Source organism: Streptomyces sp. AV19 (assembly GCF_015999245.1).
Lineage (GTDB): Bacteria > Actinomycetota > Actinomycetes > Streptomycetales > Streptomycetaceae > Streptomyces.
In genome coordinates this window covers 53752-70312 of sequence record NZ_JAEAMR010000018.1, presented here as the reverse complement: position 1 = coordinate 70312, position 16561 = coordinate 53752, and the positions used below count along the sequence as shown (strand labels likewise).

Below are 16561 nucleotides of genomic sequence, written 5' to 3'. Positions count from 1 at the left end.
AACCGGGAGAGAGCACATGAACCCCACCACATCCCCCGCCCTCGGACCGCCCCAGGACCCGACCGCCCCCGCCCCCCGCCGCCGCATCGACGAATGGCGCCCCGAGGACCCCTTCTTCTGGGCGGCCACGGGCGCCCGGGTCGCCCGCCGCAACCTCGTCTGGTCCGTCCTGTGCGAGCACATCGGCTTCTCCGTCTGGTCGTTGTGGTCCGTGCTCGTGCTCTTCCTCGGACCGGAGTACGGCATCGACCCCGCCGGGAAGTTCCTGCTGACGGCCGTGCCCACCCTGGTGGGCGCCGCGCTGCGGCTGCCCTACACCGTCGCCGTGACCGTCTTCGGCGGCCGCACCTGGACCGTGGTCAGCGCGCTGCTCCTGCTGGTGCCCACGGCGCTCATCGGCGTCGTCCTCCAACCCGGCGTCTCCTACACCACGTTGGTCGTCACGTCGGCCGTCGCGGGCGTCGGCGGCGGGAACTTCGCCTCCTCCATGGCGAACATCAACGCCTTCTACCCCCAGCGTCTCAAGGGCCGCGCCCTCGGCGTCAACGCCGGCGGCGGCAACCTCGGCGTCCCCGCCGTGCAGTTGCTCGGCCTGCTCGTGCTGGCCACCGCCGGCGCCGGGCACCCGCGGCTGGTCGTCCTCGGCTACGTGCCGCTGATCGTCCTGGCCGCGCTCGGCGCGGCCCTGCGCATGGACAACCTCCCGGGGGTGCGCACCCCCGGGAGGCCGCTGCGCGAGGTGGTGCGGCACGGGCACGCGTGGGCGGTTTCCCTGCTCTACATCGGCACGTTCGGCTCGTTCATCGGCTTCGGGTTCGCCTTCGGGCAGGTGCTGCTCGTGCAGTTCCCGGACGCCTTCCCGACGCCCGTCCGGGCCGCGTCCCTCACCTTCCTCGGGCCGCTGCTCGGCTCGCTGGCGCGGCCCGTGGGCGGGCACCTCGCCGACCGCTGGGGCGGCGCCCGCGTCACCTTCTGGACCTTCACCGCCATGGCCGCCGGCGCCGGGCTCGTCCTGCTGGCCTCCCGGGGGGACTCCCTGCCGCTGTTCCTCACCGGCTTCGTCCTGCTCTTCGTCCTCAGCGGCCTCGGCAACGGCTCGGCCTACAAGATGATCCCCGCCGTCTACCGGGCCGAGGCCCGCCGGCGGACCGCGCGGGGCGAGGACGCCGGGGCCGCCGAGTCCCGCGCCCATCAGCACGCGAACGCGCTGATGGGCATCGCGGGCGCGGTCGGGGCGCTCGGCGGGGTGCTGATCAACGTCGCCTTCCGCCAGGCGTTCCTGACCGGCGGCACCGGCGAGCCGGCCTACCTGGCCTTCCTCGCCTGGTACGTCCTGTGCCTGGCGGTCACCTGGGCGGTCTACCTGCGCCGGCCCGACACCGTGTGAGACGGCCGCGTCGTGCGGGACAGCTTCCGGCCCTTGCCTTTCCCGTGCTCGCCCGGGACGTTCCCGGCCTTCACCGTGATCCCCTTCGCGGCGTCGGCGGCGGTGAGCGCGTACGGGCCGAGGGCCGGATTCCTCGGGTTCAGGTAGCCCTCGGGGACGGCGGTCTCCAGCAGGTAGTACGAGCCCGGCGGCACGTTGGTGAAGGTGCAGCGGCCCTGCGGGTCCGTGGCGCAGCCGGTCTCGACGCGCCGGTCGGCGCCGGGACCGTTGAACTGGAGCCCCGGCTTCCCGTTCGTCTCGCGCCACAGCTCGAACACCGCGCCCTGGAGCGGCCGTTTGGTCCGCGTGTCCTGCTTCTCCAGGCGGATCGAGCCGTGCGGCTCCTGCTGCCGGACGTCCGTCGCGGTGACCGTCACGCCCGTCCCCGCGTTCTGCGGCGTCAGGACCAGCGGACCGAAGACGCCCGGGGCCGGGAGCAGGTAGCCGGGCGGGGCCTGGACCTCCTGCCAGTAGTACGTGCCCGGCTCCACCGTGGCGCGGCACGCGCCGCCCGCATCGGTCGTGCAGGGCCCGTCGACCCGGGTGTCCGTGCGCGCCCCGGTCGTCTGCGGCCCCGGGACGCCGCTGGTCTCCCGCCACAGCTGGAAGCGGGCCCCCGGCAGGGCGGCGTGAGTCGCGGCGTCCTGCTTGACGACCGAGACCTGGCCGGTGGCCGGCGGCGGGGGAGCGACCGCGCAGTCCGGAAGGTCGCCGTCGAACGGGTAGCTGTGGAACTCCTGCCCGCCACCACCCGTCGCCGCCGATGTGTGCGTCAGTGAACCGGTGGTCAGGAAACGGCCGTTGACGCCCGGCAGCGACACCGTCGTTCCGCTGGACGGCGTACCGATCAGGAAGCTCCCCTGGAACTGGCCCGTCCCCTTCAGCTCCACCTGCGTCGCGTCCGGGATGTTCCACAGCAGCCGCTCGCGCAGCCTGTTGAACGGGTTGTCGTCGGTCAGCGTGCCGCTGTAGGTGTTGATGACGCGTGCGTCGCCGACGAGGTTGACGAGCACCGTGGTGCCGTCCGGGATGCTGACGAAGCGGACGCTCTCCTGGCCGCCGGTGCGCCCCGCGATGTCGAAGTCGACGGTGAACACCTGGAGTTGTGACGTCCCGTCGCCCGTGAACACGGTCTCCGAGCCGTTGTTGACCGCCGTCCCGGTCGCGGGGCGGCCCCGGCCGTCGGCGCCGCGCGCGTAGCAGCGGCTCGCCGCGGTCAGCTCCTCGCGCAGGCCCGCGTACGGCTGTGCCGCCCCGGGGTCCTCGACGCCGCGCCCGATGATCGTCCCCGTCGCGGGACCCGCGTGCCGGACGACCCCGCGCTCGGCGTCGAGCCGCTGTCCCGGGGTGACGGTGACGGATCCGCCGGTCGTCAGCCAGTCCGCCCCGTCCGGCGGCGGGACGCGTGAACCGACCCCGGCCAGGCCGATGTTGTAGAGGTTGCCGCCCGAGGACTTGTGCATGTCGAACGATCCCGGCGTGACGACCCGTCCCTCCGCCTCGGCGGCGGCGCCGCGCACGAGGAAGTCGCCGCCCACGAAGATGCTGACCGCGTTGTCGCGGCCGGCGAGCGGCCCGTTGCCGACCGGCGGGTACGCGGGCGGGCACTGCCCCGGCACGCAGGGGCCGAGGCCGCCGGGGAGGGACGCCGGGACGGCGGGCCGGGCCATCGGTCCGCCGACGGCGAGGGCCGTCAGGGCGGCGACGGCCGCGGCACGCCACGGGGATCTGTGCACGGTGTCCTCGCGAGGGTGAGTCGAAGTGTGTTTGTCACACAGATGTCGTGACCATATGTCGATGAATTGCCCGGTTCGGCGCGCGAAGGAATGGCCTATTCAGCGGGAGAGCGGTATATATCCGAACATGACGGCGAAGTATCGATTTTGTACCACCCGAACGAGTGATGAGGCGCTTATCTGCTGACAGCCCTGGGCAACCAGGGTGGGACTCGCACAAAACGCCGAGTTTTCGATCAACTCTCGTTGCAGAAAGGGGAATTGTCATGCGTCGATTTGCGTTCGGCCTGCTCGCGGTGGCCGCGATGATCGGGGCGCTCGCCACCCCCGCCGGGGCCGACGACTGGGGGTCCGGTGGGCCCGGCGGGGGCGGCGGCGGGCAGGGCCGCTCGTGCACCAGCGAGATGTCCCACAACCTCGTCGGCTTCAGCAACACCTGTTCTCCCATCTCCATCCTCTAGTACGGGCACGTCGCGTGGGCGCGATGCCGCTCGCGGAGCCGGATGGTGCGGGAGGGAAGCCATCCGGAGTTCCCCGGGCGGCCCCGGCCGACGGCTCGTGAACTGCTGAGCGGCCGGCGGGTCCACGCGATGCGGCCGGGAACGCTGGGGTGGGCGGCGGCGCAGGTGCCGCCGAGGGCTGTGCTGCCCGTCGTCCACCCGGACCGCTACGTCCCCGGCTTGTGCCCCCACACGTACACCGCATCCCCCACCCGCAACACTCCCCACAGCGCCTTCGCGTCCGCCACGCCCATGTTCACGCACCCCGCCGACCCCGCCCCGTCGTACAACTCCCCGGGGCGCCCGTGGATGGCCTGCCCGCCCGAGAAGAACTGGGCATACGACATGGGGGCGTTGGCGTACAGCGTCGAGACGTGGTCGATGTGCTTCCAGTACACCTTGTGCCATCCCGCCCGCGTCTCCTGGCCCAGCCGGCCCGTCCGCACCGCCACCGGCCCGAAACGGACGGCACGCCCGAGCTGCACCCACATCAGCTGCCGGTCGAGGTCCACGCACGCCACCTTGCGCGCGGGCGTGGGAACGGGGCAGGCGCCCGCCGCGTTCGGGTTCGGGCGGGCCTGGGCCAGGAGGACGGCGCGGTAGGTGGCGAGGCCCGCGAAGCCGTCCGCGGGGCGGACGCCCGCCGTGCGCTGGAAGGCCGCGATCGCCGCGCAGTCGGCGGGGGACTGGCGCCCGTCCTGCGGCCGGTGGAGGAACGCCTCCAGCTGCCACTGGTAGGGGCCGGTGCCGGCGGTGCACGCCGCCGCACGGGCGGGGGCGGGGTCCAGCGGCCCCCACCGGACGGCGGCGAGCAGCAGCGCCGCGGTCATCAGGCCGTACCGTCCCGCGCGTCCGAGGTGCATGTACGACACCTGCACAGCGCGCGCCCCCGGGGCACCCCGGGCGGGCCGCACGGGTGGCCGTCCGCCGTCAGATCGTCCCGAACTCCCTCAGCAGCGCCGCGCAGAACGCCTTGAGGTCGCCCGGCCTCCGGCTGGTGACCAGCGTGCCGGGGCCCGCCGTGCAGACGTGCACCTCCTCGTCGACCCAGGTGCCGCCCGCGTTGCGGACGTCCGTGCGCAGGCTCGGCCACGAGGTCAGGGTCCTGCCCCGCACGACGTCCGCCTCCACCAGCGTCCAGGGCGCGTGGCAGATCGCCGCGACGGGCTTGCCCGCGGCGAAGAAGTCCGCGACGAAGGAGACGGCGGCCCGGTCCATGCGCAGGGCGTCCGGGTTGGCCACCCCGCCGGGCAGGACGAGGCCGTCGTAGTCCGCCGCGGAGGACGCGCCCACGACATCGTCGACGGGGAAGGCGTCGGCCTTGTCGAGGCGGTGGTACGCCCGGACGCGGCCGGGGCGGGTGGAGACCAGCCGGGGCGTCCCGCCCGTGTCCGCCACCGCCTTCCACGGCTCGGTGAGCTCCACCTGCTCGACGCCCTCGGGCGCCATGAGGAATGCCGCCTTCATGCCGGTGCCCTCCCTGGTCAGGTGTAGCGGCAGATGCCGCCGGTCCCCTGGGCGGGGGTCCGCGGCGTGCCCGGCTCCAGCACCCGGACGTCGGCGCCGGTGAGCAGGGCGGCCCGGACCGCGACGTCGGCCAGCCGGCCCTCGTGCGGCTCGCCGCCGCCGTCGGGCGGCAACTCGTCGCGCCGCTGGGCGAGTTCGGTGGGCGAGTCGCCGAACCACGCGGTCCGCCGGTCGTTCGGGTCGTCGGTGACCGTCAGGGTGCCGACGCGGCCGACGGCCAGCGCGTCGAGCGTGGCGTGGACCCCTTCGACCGCGTGCCCGCCGGGTCCCAGCTCGTGCTCCAGCCGCCGCAGGAGTTCCGCGGTGCGCGCGTGGCCGGCGCGGGACGCCTCGGCGACCGTGCGGGTGGCGTCGTCGGCCGGCCCGCCGGGGCCGCGGCTGCCGCCGACGTGCCCGACGGTCACCTCGCGGCGCACCCGGGCGGGCAGGTGCTTGGTGACGTACTGCCGGGCCCGCACGTCGCCCGCGAGCAGGAGCAGACCGGCCGACACCTCGGACAGGGCGGCGTCCAGGGCCTGCGCGACGGCCGTCGCGTTGTGTTCCCACGAGTCCTCGGCACGGTGCTGGAAGCGCATCTGGGCCAGGCCGGGGCTGCGGACGATCTCGTCGTCGGGGCCGGTGACCGTGCGCCGCACGGGCTCGGTCGAGCCCTCCGCGAACAGCAGGAGGTCCGCGCCCGTGCGGTCGACGACCGCGACCACGTGCGCCGGGTGGTCCTGGCGCCACTCCAGCAGCGGCAGCAGGTGCGGGACGGGGGAGAACTCGGCGACGTCCCCGCGGGGCGCGCCGGGCAGTTCGGCGGCGTAACGCACCTCGCCGCCGGCGGCGAACGCGGCGAGGACTCCAGTGCCCGGCAGCGAGTCCAGGACGCGGGAGGTGAGCGCGTCCACCGTCGCCGCGTCGGCGCCCTCCCCGGCCAGCCGGGAGGCCAGCTCGCGCCAGCGCGCACCGGCCTCCTCGGTCCGCTGCGGGCGTATCTCGCGGTCGAAGTAGACGGACGCGAAGGGGCCGGGCGCCTCCAGCAGGGCGCGCAGCGTGCCGGTGTCGGTCCGCGTGGCAGTGGTCATGTGGGCTCCTCCTCCCGGGCGGTTTCCACCCACCCTTCAAGCTGACCAGATGGGGCAGGGCGGCGCACGCCGGGGCGCGTGCCCGCCAACCGCGCCCCGGGAAACGCGATTACATGTAGTGACGGAACGAACGCTCTCTGGAATCATGGGAGTTGAGAGGGACGGGGATCGCGGGCGCCCGAAGGAGGGGAGGGCGCCCGCGAGGCCTCCGGCCCCGGCCCTTCCGTGACCGGCCCCCAAAGGGTTCCTTTGGGGCTATCATGGAAAACATTATTCGACTTATGGAAGGAACCTCGGTAGCTTCGGCGATGGCCCAAGAACCCGCACGACCGGGTCTCCTGCGCCTCTGCACGTCTCCTACCGATGGGCGGTGTACTTCCATGGCTGCCGAGCGCCGAACGGCGTCCCCCTGGGCCTTCATGGCCGCGACGGCGGTCCTCTGGGGATCGGCCTTCCCGGCGATCCGCGTAGCCCTGGACGGGTACTCCCCGACGTCCATCGCGGTCCTGCGGCTCGTGTGCGCCATGGCGATCCTCTCGCCCTGCCTGTTCACCGGCCGCATCAGCCGGCTGCGCCGCGCCGACCTGGCACGCATGGCCGGCTTCGGCCTCACCGGCATGACGGCCTATCAACTCCTGCTCTACGCCGGCGAACGCCATGTCGAAGGCGGCACCGCCGCCATGCTCGTCGCCACCTCGCCCGTCTTCGCCACCCTGCTCGGCATGCTCGTCCTGCGCGAACGCCCCGGCACGCGGGGCGTCATCGGCCTGCTGATCGCCCTCGGCGGCGCCCTGGTCGTCGCCACCGCCGGCGGCGGAGGCGGCGGAACGCACTCCGGCATGGCGATGATCGTCCTCGCCGCCGCGGCCCAGGCGACGTCCTTCGTCCTCCAGAAGCCGCTGCTGCGCCGCTACTCGGGCATGGACTGCATCTTCTACGGCAGCCTCTTCGGCCTGCTCCCGCTGCTGTTCTTCGCCCCCGGGGCCGCACGGCAGACCGCCGACGCCGGCTGGCAGCAGCTCACGGCCGTCGGCTGGCTCGGCCTCGGCTGCACGGTGCTGGCCTTCTGCACCTGGTCGCGCGTCCTCAAGGCGGCCACCACGTCCACCAGTTCGCTCGTGCTCTACGCCGTGCCGGTAGCGGCGCTCGCGCTGGACGCGGCCGTCTTCGGCGCCGTCCCCACCCCGATGGCGGGGCTCGGCGGACTCGTCGTCCTCCTCGGCGTCGCCGTCGCCGCCATGCGGCGCACCCCGCCGCGCCGCGTCGCCGGCCCGACGCCCGAGGTGACGGCGCGGCAGCGCGAAACCGTCAAGTCCGGCTGACCCGGCGGTCGTTCAGCAGCGGCCGCACCCGGGAAAGCGTCCCGCGCACATTCTCCTCGGCGGCCAGCCGGACGGCGTCGTCCGGCTCCAGCCAGCGCAGCTCCGCCCCCGGGTGCTCCGGCCGTATCCCCCCGGGCTTCCCCGTCGCCAGGACGAATCGCAGGTCCGCGTGCTCGTGCGCGGGCTCGTCCCCCGCCGCCGGCACCGGGACGACCACCACGTGCGCGAGCCGCGCCCGCGGCCACGGCGCCAGGTCGTCCAGCCCCGTCTCCTCCAGCCCTTCCCGCAGCGCCACCCCCAGCGGATCGCTCTCCCCGGGGTCGCCGTGCCCGCCCACCAGCAGCCACGACCCATGACGCCCGTGCCACCGCAGCAGGAACCGCCCGCCCACCGGATCGACGATCACCGCGGACGCGGTGACGTGCAGGGGCAGGGAACGGTGCCAGGGATCGTCGGCCGACGCGAGCAGGGCGCGCAGTCGGCCGACGTCGGCACGCTCACGGTCGCCGCCGGGGGCATAGGAGTCGAGGGCGTCCGTGACGGACATGGGTGCGGAGATCATGCCGGGCATCCTAGGGAAGGGCACGGCCGCTCCCCAGCGAATTTCCGTGCCGCACTCCTGCCCGCAAAACGTGCCGCACTCCCTGCCCGGAAAACGGAGGACGAGCTACCTCGGGCCGGCGGACCAGGGCCGCAGCCGGATGTGGTCCCGGTCCGCCGCCCGACGCGCGGCCTCGGCCCCGGCCCGTACTGTCTGAACCGGTGGCGCGCGTCGTCGATGCCCGGACGATCGGCAGGCCGCCCCCCTCGCGGGGCGGCCGGCAGCCACGTCGCACGGCGGGGCCCCCAACCCCCGAGGGGGCCCCGCCACCTCCCCGTACCCGGGTGACGGTGAGGACGCCGAGCCCGGACGGGCGCCCGTTCCCACCGAGGCGCCCGTCTCCCCGCCCGGGCGGCGGGCGTGGCGGCAATTCCCTTGCTCTCCATGGGGATTGCGTCATGTGCAATGTTCGTTGCGTCTCTTGCTGCACGTGCCTAACATCCTGCCCAACGTAACCGGCTGATCGGGTGCAGCCGTTCAAAGGGGGAGCGGTACCGCCCTTGCGGGCGAGGTCGCGGGAAGCGTTCCGGCCCTTCTCCCGCCTCCTTCAGGGCGGGTTCCCGTGCGAACGATGGAGTTCCCATGACGTCCGACGCTGCTGCGCCTCCAGCAACTCCCCACACCGGCGGCCTGCTTGCCCTCATCGGCGGTACGGGCGGCCTGTTGACCGTGGCCGTCCTCGGCATCGCCCTCCTGCTCTTCCTGATCATCAAGGTCAGGCTGCAGCCGTTCGTGGCCCTTCTCGCGGTCTCGATCGCGGTCGGCCTGGCCGCCGGGCTGTCGGTCACCGAACTCTTCGGAACCGTACAGAAATCCGACGCCGTCTCGATGATCGAGAGCGGGATGGGCGGCATACTCGGGCACGTCGCGATCATCATCGGGCTGGGCACGATGCTCGGCGCGATCCTGGAGGTGTCGGGCGGCGCCGAGGTCCTCTCGCGCCGGCTGCTGGGCCTCTTCGGGGAGGAGCGCGCCCCCGTCGCCATGGGCCTCACCGGCCTGATCCTCGGCATCCCCGTCTTCTTCGACGTCGGCGTCTTCGTCCTCGCGCCGATCGTCTACGCCGCCGCCAAGCGCTCGGGCAGATCGATCCTGCTGTACGCGATGCCGTTGCTGGCGGCCCTGTCGATGACCCACGCGTTCCTGCCGCCGCACCCCGGCCCGGTCGCCGCGGCCGGCCTGTTCGAGGTCCCGCTCGGCTGGATCGTCGTCATGGGCGTCGTCTGCGGCATCCCCGCCGTGCTCGCGGCCTGGGTCTACGCCGACTGGATCGGCAGGCGCGTCTTCGTCCCCGTTCCCCAGGACATGGTGGAGGCCGCCGAGGAGGCCAGGGCCGCGATCGCCGCCGAACAGCGGTCGGCGGGCGTCACACCGCGCGAGGAGCCGGTCCCCCTCGCCACCGTGCTCGTCATCATCGGCACGCCGCTGCTGCTGATCCTGGCCGCCACCTTCTCCTCCATCGTGTTCGACCCGTCGGTGCCCCGCTCCGTCGTCGAGTTCTCCGGCAACCCGTTCGTGGCCCTGACGATCGCCCTGCTGATGGCGTACTACCTGCTCGGCATCCGCCGCGGCTGGTCCCGCAAGTCCCTGGAGACGGTCTCGACCTCCTCCCTGAAGCCCGTCGGCAACATCCTCCTCGTGGTCGGCGCGGGCAGTGTCTTCGGCGCGGTCCTCAAGGGCTCCGGGATCGCCGGCGCCCTGGCGGACACCTTCGACGGCATGGGGCTGCCCGTGATCGTCCTCGCCTACCTGATCTCCCTGGTCCTGCGCGTGGCCCAGGGCTCGGCCACGGTCGCCATCGTCGCCACCGCGGGCATCACCGTCCCGCTGGCCGAGGGCGCCGGCCACTCCCAGGCCTTCCTCGCCCTGGTGATCATCGCCATCTCGGCCGGCTCGATCTTCGCCTCGCACGTCAACGACGGCGGCTTCTGGATCGTGGCGAAGTACTTCGGCATCTCGGAACGCGACACCCTCAGGTCCTGGACGGTCCTGGAGTCCGTCCTCTCCGTGACCGGCTTCGCGGTCGCGGCGGCCCTCAGTACGGTCGTCTGAGACCGGCTGCCCGAAGGGGAGTTCACCGACGACGCCGTGCCGGAGGCCGTCTCCCCGCCCGGCACCCTCACACCCCGCCCGCCCGCGCCGCGAGCGCCGCGAAGAACCGGCCGAGGTCATGCCCCGTGGCCTCCAGCGCGGCCGGGAACGAGCTGGTGGCCGTCATGCCCGGCGCCGGATTCGTCTCCAGGACGTACACCTCGCCGTCGGCGGTGACGATGGCGTCCGTCCGGGACAGGTGCCGCAGCCCCAGCGCCCGGTGGGCGCGCACGGCCGCCCGCCGGGCCTCGTCCGCGTGAGGGGCGGGCAGCCGCGCGGGGGTGTGGAAGGCGACCGCCCCGGCGGTGTACCGGGCCGTGTAGTCGTACAGCCCCCGCGTCTCGATCTCCACCGGCGGCAGGGCCACCGGAGCGTCGTCCAACTCGGCTACCGCGACGGCGACTTCGGTGCCGCCGACGTACCGCTCGATCAGTACGTCGGGGTGGTGGCCGAGCGCGGACACCAGCGCCGACGGCAACCGCTCCGCGGTCTCGACGAATCCCACGCCGAGCGCGGAACCGCCCGCGCGCGGCTTGACGAACAGCGGCAGCCCGAGCCGGGCCACCACCCGTCCGGCCAGGGCCGCGGCGCCCAGGTCGTGGAACGCGTGCTGCGGCAGCGTCACCGAATCCGGCGTCCGCGAAGACCGCCTTGGCGGTGGGCTTGTCGAACGCCGCCCGGCAGGCGGCGGGCCCGGCCCCCACGTACGGGACGCCCGCCAGCTCCAGCACCTCACGGATCGTGCCGTCCTCCCCGGCGACCCCGTGCAGCAGCGGCACCACCACATCCGGCGGATCCTCGGCGAGTTCGCGCAGCAGACCGCCGTCCGCGTCGCGCTGCCGCGCCTCGACCCCGGCCGCGCGCAGCGCGTGGGTCACGTGGGAACCCGAGCGCAGGGACACCTCGCGCTCGGCGGACAGACCGCCGGCGAGAACCAGCACCGACGTGGGACCACTCATCCAAGGCCCTCCAAGGGGGCGTCCGGTCAGGGCAGTTCGGCGCCGGGGGACTGCGGACCGCGGCCGTCCCCGGCGCCGGTGACGCCGAAGGTCCCGCGCAGCGCGATCTCCCCGGCGACGACGTCGCCGAGCCGCCGGACGCCCTCGGCGATCCGCTCCGGGGGCGGGTAGCAGAACGACAGGCGCATGTGCGCGCGGCCGCCGCCGTCGGCGAAGAACCCGGTGCCCGGCACGTAGGCGACGCGCGCCGACACCGCCCGGGGCAGCATCGCCTTCGCGTCCAGCCCCTCCGGCAGCGTGGCCCACACGAAGAACCCGCCCTCCGGCACCGTCCACGTCGTCCCCGGCGGCATGTGCTCCGCCAGCGCCCGCAGCATCGCGTCGCGCCGCTCCCGGTACATCTCCCGGAAGACCTTCAACTGATCGCCCCACGGCTGCGTGCGCAGATAGCGGTCCACCACCAGCTGCGTCAGCGGCGACTGCGACAGCACCGCCGACTCCGCCGCCAGGACGAGCTTGTCCCGCACCGCCGACGGCGCCAGTGCCCAGCCCACCCGCAGCCCGGGCGCGAAGGTCTTGCTGAACGACCCCAGGTACACCACCTCGTGGTCCCGCCCGGCGTCCGCCCGCAGCGCCCGCACCGGCTCGCCGTCGTAGCGCAGCAGCCCGTATGGGTTGTCCTCCAGCACCAGCACCCCCGCCCGCCGGCACACCTCCAGCACCCGGTGGCGCCGCTCGGCGGTCAGGGTGACGCCGGCCGGGTTCTGGAACGTCGGCACCGTGTAGAACAGCTTCGCCGGGCGGCCCCCGGCCCGCAGCCGGCCGAAGACCTCCGCCAGCGCCTCGGGGACGACGCCGTCCCCGTCCATCGGCACGTGCGCGACGCGCGCCTGATAGGCGGCGAAGGTGCTGATCGCCGTGACGTACGTGGGGGCCTCGGTGACCACCGTGTCGCCCGGGTCGAGGAACACCTTCGCCACCAGGTCCAGCGCCTGCTGCGAGCCGGACGTCACCACGACGTCGTCCGGGCGCGCGGCGATGCCCTCCAGGGCCATCACCTCGCACACGCTCTCCCGCAGCGACTCCACGCCCTGTGCCGACCCGTACTGCAGGGCCACCGCGCCCTGCCGCGTCACCAGGTCGGCCATCACCGCGCTCACGGTGTCCAGCGGCAGCGCCGACACGTTCGGCATGCCGCCGGCCAGCGAGACGACCTCCGGCCGGGACGCCACCGCGAACAGGGCGCGCACCTCGCTGGCGATCATGTCCGCCGCGCGCGCCGCGTAGTGGCCGTGCCAGGGGTCGAGCGTCGGGCGTTTCTCGGGCGAATCATCGGACTGCACGCCGGGCTCCCTCACCGTGAAGGTCGAAAACCCTCCGGACGGTAGTGAGTTGAGCCCTCGGCGCACCGGCCGTCGCGCGTGGTTCGCACGGACGAAGGAGGGGGTCGAACGCACCAGCGTGCGTGCGGCCGGCCTTCGTCGATCTCAGATCCCGAGCGCGCCGAGGTCGACGGACCCGGCCATCGCCCGGGCCCCCTCGTCGTTGAGGTGCATGCCGTCCCCGGAGTCGAACGCCGGGAGGATGTGGTCCGGCCGCGCGGGGTCCTCCACGGCGCGCGCGACGTCGAAGACCGCGTCGAACGTGCCGCTGCCCCGGATCCATTCGTTGACCCGGCGCCGCGCGGCCATCCCCTCGGGGGTGTCGTGGCCCGGGTAGATCGCACCCGCGAACGGGCCGATGGTCGCCGCGTGGATCCTCAGTCCGGCCCCGCGGGCGCGGCGCGCCAGTTCGGTGAACCCGGCGATCAGGTCGTCCGCCGAGGCGGGAGGCAGCCCGGCCATGCCGGGCAGCCCCAGGTCGTTGATGCCGAAGTGCACCAGGACGTCGGTGACGCCCGGCACCGACACCACGTCCCGCTCGAAGCGCGCCAGGGCGTGCTCGCCGATCTCGTCGGTCAGCAGCCGGTTCCCCGCGATGCCCTGGTTGACGACCCAGCCGCGCTCCAGCCGGCGGTTGAGCGCGTCCACGGACCGCCGGTTGGCGCCCACCGTCGTGCCGACGCCCTCGAACCACGAGTCCCCGAAGGCGACGGCGATCCCCGGCGCCTTCGTCGCCTTCGCCTCCGCGACGAATACGTCAACTCCGGTCACGTAGAAACGGGCCTCGACCCGCTCCGCCCCCGGCAGCTCCGCCGCCCCGGCCCGGTTCCCGGCGGCGACGTACGCCGTCTCCATGGGCATGTGCGAGTACGTGGCCGGGCCCGTCTCCTCCGGCAGGTAGAGGCTCAGGAGCAGATCGGTGCCCGCCCGCACGGCCAGGCCGGCCGGATCACTGACCACCTCCGCACCCGGCGGAACCGTCACCCGTCCCGAGCCCCCGAACCGCAGGGCCGTCCCCTCCCGGCCGCCCCGCCCTGCGACCCGGGCCTCCCCGACGGTCAGCGGCGCACGGCCGTAGCGGTTGGAGAGCCGCACCCGTATGCGCTCGCCCCCGCCCGCCATGCGCAGCACCTGACGTACCGTCTGGTCACGGAAACCGCGCGGCTCGTTGAGCCGGATCTCCTCGTACGGACTGATCACCGCGCTGCGGAACCCCGCCACCCACTGCCCGTCCACGACACGCCTTTCCCTCGAACCTGTGTGCCGGCCGACTCTAACCACATCCGGGCAGGTCAGGACCGGTGTGCGAGCGATGCCGCCCCGGTGGCGTGACACGCCTCGATCAGCGCGCGCAGCTCGGCGCGCGGCGGATCCGGACGGACCGCGAGATAGGCCCGCATGACCGGAGCGGGGTCGCGCAACGGGCGGAAGACCACCCCGGGGACGGGCAGTTGGTCCGCGTGGGGCGCGTAGAAGACCGTCCAGGACGGTTTTCCGTAGCCCACCGAGGCCAAGGTGTCCTGGGCGGTGGTGAATTCCGGACCGATGACCGGGGTGAAACCGGCCTCCTCGCACGAGCGCATCACCAGGTCGTACAGGGCCGGATTGCGCTCGCGGCCCGACAGGCGCAGGGGCAGGTCCGCCAGGTCCGCCACGGCGATCGTGCCGCGCACGGCCAGGTCGTGCCGGGCCGGCAGGGCCACCATGAGCGCGTCCTCCCACAGGGGGAGCAGCTCCAGACCCGGCACCTCGCGGTCGCCGCGCAGCAACGTCGCGTCCAGCTCCCCGCTGCGCACCCGCTTGAGCCGCTCCTCGGTCGCGGCCGTGACCAGCTCCAGCTGGGCGCGCGGGGCGAGGCGGGCGAATTCGGTGAGGATGTCCTCCAGCCGGGCGCCGAGCCCGGCGCTCGTGCCCAGCCGCAGGGTGGCCGCCCGCTCGGCGCGCAGCTCCTCCACCGCCTCCCGCGCCCGCGTCCGCGCCGCCAGCACCTCACGGGCGTGCGGCAGCAGCCGGCGGCCGCCCTCGGTCAGCGAGACGGTGCGGGTCGTCCGCTCGAAGAGCGGAACCCCCAGGTCGCGCTCCAGCCGGCGCACCTGCTGACTCACCGCCGACTGCACGATGTGCAGCCGCTCGGCCGCCCGCCCGAAGTGCAGCTCCTCGGCCACCGTCAGGAAGTACTCCAGCTGCCGGATCTCCATGCCCACCCCATTGATCAGTTCCGGTGATGAGTGTAGGCGCGGTTCGGCCGTTGGCCGACGGGGGGCGGTCGCGATGGACTGACCCCGTCAGCACGACAGATCACTTTCACTTCCCACTTCCCACTTTGCGAAGGGCGGCACTTCCATGGCGTACGCGGAGGTCAACGGCACCCGGCTCCACTACGAGGACGAAGGCACGGGACGGCCCCTGCTGTTCCTGCACGGCTTCGGGACGAGCGGACGCGTCTGGGACGCCCAGCGGCCCGAGTTCGTCCGCGACCACCGGGTCGTCACGGTCGACTGGCGGGGGTGCGGGCGCTCCGACCACCCTTTGCCGGGCAACGACATGGCGACCGTGGTCGCCGATCTGGTCGGGCTGATCGAGGTCCTCGGGCTGGACCGGCCCGTGGTCGTCGGCTCCTCCATAGGCGCCGCCTTCGCGATCGAACTGGCGCTGCGCCACCCCGAACTCGTCGGCGGGGCGGTGTCGGTGGACGGCTCGGCGCACTGGGTGTCCCTCGGCTTCCCCGTGCAGCCGCTGCTCGACGGCCTGGCGGCGAACCGGGCCGGGACGGTCGCGGGATGGGTGCCCGAGTGGTACGGACCGGACGCACCGGCCGAGCTCGCCCGCTCGACCGTCCGTCAGATCCTCGACTCCGGGGTGTACATCGACGCTCACTTCCTGGAGGCCGTGACGTACGACCCGCGGCCGCGCCTGCCGGAGCTGCGGGTACCGGTGCACTATGTGCACGGTGAGCTCAGCCACATTCCGCTGGAGATCTCGCGGGAGTGCGCGGAGCTCTCGCCGGGGGCGGAGTTGAGGGTGGTGGCGGGGGCGGCGCACATGCCGCATCAGGAGCGGGTGGGGGAGTTCAACGGGGTGCTGCGGGAGCTGTTGCTGGTGGGGTGAGTTTGCCCCCGGCCCGCCCCCAGAGGGGGCACCCCCATTTCACCGTTTCTCCCGGGGCAAGCCCCGGGGCCCGCGATGCGGCTTCGCCGCGTTGACCGGGGGTGCGCCCCTCGGCCCGGCACCGCGCTTCGCGCGGGGGTGCGGGGGCTTCGCCCCCTGCGCCCCCGCCGGGGGCTCCGCCTCCTGGACCCCTGCCGGGGCTTCGCCCCTGGCCCCTTTGCGGGGCTGCGCCCCTGCGCCCCGCTTCGGGGCTCCGCCCCGGACTCCGCAAAGCGGCTTTGCCGCGCGTCGCGGGGGCTCCGCCCCCCTGCACCCCTGCCGGGGCTTCGCCCCGGGCCCCGCAAAGCGGCTGCGCCGCTTTGTCCTCAAGCTCCCCGGAGGGAGGCAACCCCCAGACCGGCTGGATTCGGGGCTCCGCCCCGGACCCCGTATCGCGGCTCCGCCGCTCGTCCGGACGGGCTGAAGTGCGCGCCCGGGCCGGACATCCGGTGCAGGCGATATCCGTGCGGGCGATATCCGGTGCGGGCGCGCACTCCAGCCCGTCCGGGGGTGCCCCTCCGAGGAGTCTGAGGACAGCGCCCGAAGGGCGCTTCGGGGCGCAGGGGCGCAGCCCCGCAAAGGGGCCAGGGGCGAAGCCCCGGTGGGGGTGCAGGGGGCGAAGCCCCCGCACCACCGCGCGAAGCGCGGTGCCGGGGGCCCAGGGGGCGAAGCCCCCGGTCAACGCGGCGCAGCCGCGGTACAGGCCCCGGGGGGTGCCCCGGGGGAACGGGGAAATGGGGGTGCCCCCGCTGGGGGGGGGCCCGGGGGCCCCCCCCCGCCCCCCCACCCCCCCCCCCCCCCCC

General features: G+C 74.0%; 14 protein-coding genes and 1 pseudogene. 5 read left to right on the top strand and 10 right to left on the bottom strand.

Annotated elements, in window-relative coordinates:
- Window positions 1-16: 16 nt before the first annotated feature.
- Entirely contained in the window at window positions 17-1387 is a 1371-nt protein-coding gene (locus I5Q34_RS25730; protein WP_199894799.1) for a NarK/NasA family nitrate transporter, read from the top strand.
- On the opposite strand, the gene I5Q34_RS25725 is transcribed toward I5Q34_RS25730, so the two are convergent.
- Window positions 1360-3162: a choice-of-anchor A family protein gene (locus I5Q34_RS25725; RefSeq protein WP_277965714.1), complete on the bottom strand. Its 1803-nt coding sequence runs from the start codon at window positions 3160-3162 to the stop codon at window positions 1360-1362. The genes I5Q34_RS25730 and I5Q34_RS25725 overlap by 28 nt on opposite strands.
- Before the next feature lie 266 nt (window positions 3163-3428).
- Between I5Q34_RS25725 and I5Q34_RS25720 the strand changes: the two genes are divergently transcribed.
- Complete coding sequence (locus tag I5Q34_RS25720; RefSeq protein WP_199894798.1) at window positions 3429-3623, top strand: hypothetical protein; 195 nt, start codon at window positions 3429-3431, stop codon at window positions 3621-3623.
- 206 nt (window positions 3624-3829) lie between these two features.
- On the opposite strand, the gene I5Q34_RS25715 is transcribed toward I5Q34_RS25720, so the two are convergent.
- From I5Q34_RS25715 to I5Q34_RS25705, 3 genes are all read right to left on the bottom strand, one after another.
- The gene (locus I5Q34_RS25715; protein ID WP_374193059.1) at window positions 3830-4525 is read right to left on the bottom strand and encodes a L,D-transpeptidase; all 696 of its coding nucleotides are present in this window, start codon (window positions 4523-4525) and stop codon (window positions 3830-3832) included.
- 67 nt (window positions 4526-4592) lie between these two features.
- A complete protein-coding gene (locus tag I5Q34_RS25710; RefSeq protein ID WP_199894797.1) occupies window positions 4593-5129 on the bottom strand; it encodes a type 1 glutamine amidotransferase domain-containing protein in 537 nt (178 codons plus the stop codon).
- Window positions 5130-5146: 17 nt separating this feature from the next.
- The gene (locus I5Q34_RS25705) at window positions 5147-6256 is read right to left on the bottom strand and encodes a Vms1/Ankzf1 family peptidyl-tRNA hydrolase (protein WP_199894796.1); all 1110 of its coding nucleotides are present in this window, start codon (window positions 6254-6256) and stop codon (window positions 5147-5149) included.
- Window positions 6257-6636: 380 nt separating this feature from the next.
- Between I5Q34_RS25705 and I5Q34_RS25700 the strand changes: the two genes are divergently transcribed.
- The gene (locus I5Q34_RS25700) at window positions 6637-7578 is read left to right on the top strand and encodes a DMT family transporter (protein WP_234429547.1); all 942 of its coding nucleotides are present in this window, start codon (window positions 6637-6639) and stop codon (window positions 7576-7578) included.
- Here the strand turns inward: I5Q34_RS25700 and I5Q34_RS25695 are convergent.
- Window positions 7565-8140 carry an NUDIX hydrolase gene (locus I5Q34_RS25695; RefSeq protein ID WP_199894795.1) on the bottom strand — a complete coding sequence of 192 codons (576 nt, stop codon included), beginning with the start codon at window positions 8138-8140 and terminating at the stop codon, window positions 7565-7567. The genes I5Q34_RS25700 and I5Q34_RS25695 overlap by 14 nt on opposite strands.
- A gap of 621 nt (window positions 8141-8761) precedes the next feature.
- On the opposite strand from I5Q34_RS25695, the gene I5Q34_RS25690 reads away from it, so the two are divergent.
- A complete protein-coding gene (locus I5Q34_RS25690) occupies window positions 8762-10231 on the top strand; it encodes a GntP family permease (protein ID WP_199894794.1) in 1470 nt (489 codons plus the stop codon).
- A gap of 67 nt (window positions 10232-10298) precedes the next feature.
- Here the strand turns inward: I5Q34_RS25690 and I5Q34_RS35025 are convergent, their stop codons facing one another.
- The 5 genes and pseudogenes from I5Q34_RS35025 to I5Q34_RS25670 form a co-directional block, all read right to left on the bottom strand.
- Window positions 10299-10895 (bottom strand): ATP-grasp domain-containing protein, encoded by a 597-nt coding sequence (locus I5Q34_RS35025; RefSeq protein ID WP_277965713.1) that lies wholly within the window; start codon window positions 10893-10895, stop codon window positions 10299-10301.
- Between the two features lie 118 nt (window positions 10896-11013).
- Window positions 11014-11229 (bottom strand): annotated as a pseudogene (locus I5Q34_RS35860) (D-alanine--D-alanine ligase); the annotation flags it as partial.
- A gap of 26 nt (window positions 11230-11255) precedes the next feature.
- Window positions 11256-12494: a PLP-dependent aminotransferase family protein gene (locus I5Q34_RS25680; RefSeq protein WP_199894922.1), complete on the bottom strand. Its 1239-nt coding sequence runs from the start codon at window positions 12492-12494 to the stop codon at window positions 11256-11258.
- 222 nt (window positions 12495-12716) lie between these two features.
- Window positions 12717-13847: a GDSL-type esterase/lipase family protein gene (locus tag I5Q34_RS25675; RefSeq protein WP_199894793.1), complete on the bottom strand. Its 1131-nt coding sequence runs from the start codon at window positions 13845-13847 to the stop codon at window positions 12717-12719.
- A gap of 56 nt (window positions 13848-13903) precedes the next feature.
- Window positions 13904-14809 (bottom strand): LysR substrate-binding domain-containing protein, encoded by a 906-nt coding sequence (locus I5Q34_RS25670; protein WP_199894792.1) that lies wholly within the window; start codon window positions 14807-14809, stop codon window positions 13904-13906.
- 145 nt (window positions 14810-14954) lie between these two features.
- Between I5Q34_RS25670 and I5Q34_RS25665 the strand changes: the two genes are divergently transcribed.
- Window positions 14955-15719 carry an alpha/beta fold hydrolase gene (locus I5Q34_RS25665; protein WP_199894791.1) on the top strand — a complete coding sequence of 255 codons (765 nt, stop codon included), beginning with the start codon at window positions 14955-14957 and terminating at the stop codon, window positions 15717-15719.
- The last annotated feature ends 842 nt before the right edge of the window (window positions 15720-16561 follow it).

Bases quoted from the DNA above. Each gene is read 5' to 3' on its own strand.
- I5Q34_RS25705 (WP_199894796.1), bottom strand. From the start codon at position 6,256: ATGACCACTGCCACGCGGACCGACACCGGCACGCTGCGCGCCCTGCTG.
- I5Q34_RS25690 (WP_199894794.1), top strand. From the start codon at position 8,762: ATGACGTCCGACGCTGCTGCGCCTCCAGCAACTCCCCACACCGGCGGC.
- I5Q34_RS25695 (WP_199894795.1), bottom strand. From the start codon at position 8,140: ATGATCTCCGCACCCATGTCCGTCACGGACGCCCTCGACTCCTATGCC.
- I5Q34_RS25730 (WP_199894799.1), top strand. From the start codon at position 17: ATGAACCCCACCACATCCCCCGCCCTCGGACCGCCCCAGGACCCGACC.
- I5Q34_RS25670 (WP_199894792.1), bottom strand. From the start codon at position 14,809: ATGGAGATCCGGCAGCTGGAGTACTTCCTGACGGTGGCCGAGGAGCTG.
- I5Q34_RS25665 (WP_199894791.1), top strand. From the start codon at position 14,955: ATGGCGTACGCGGAGGTCAACGGCACCCGGCTCCACTACGAGGACGAA.
- I5Q34_RS25720 (WP_199894798.1), top strand. From the start codon at position 3,429: ATGCGTCGATTTGCGTTCGGCCTGCTCGCGGTGGCCGCGATGATCGGG.
- I5Q34_RS25715 (WP_374193059.1), bottom strand. From the start codon at position 4,525: ATGCACCTCGGACGCGCGGGACGGTACGGCCTGATGACCGCGGCGCTG.
- I5Q34_RS25700 (WP_234429547.1), top strand. From the start codon at position 6,637: ATGGCTGCCGAGCGCCGAACGGCGTCCCCCTGGGCCTTCATGGCCGCG.
- I5Q34_RS25680 (WP_199894922.1), bottom strand. From the start codon at position 12,494: ATGATCGCCAGCGAGGTGCGCGCCCTGTTCGCGGTGGCGTCCCGGCCG.
- I5Q34_RS25710 (WP_199894797.1), bottom strand. From the start codon at position 5,129: ATGAAGGCGGCATTCCTCATGGCGCCCGAGGGCGTCGAGCAGGTGGAG.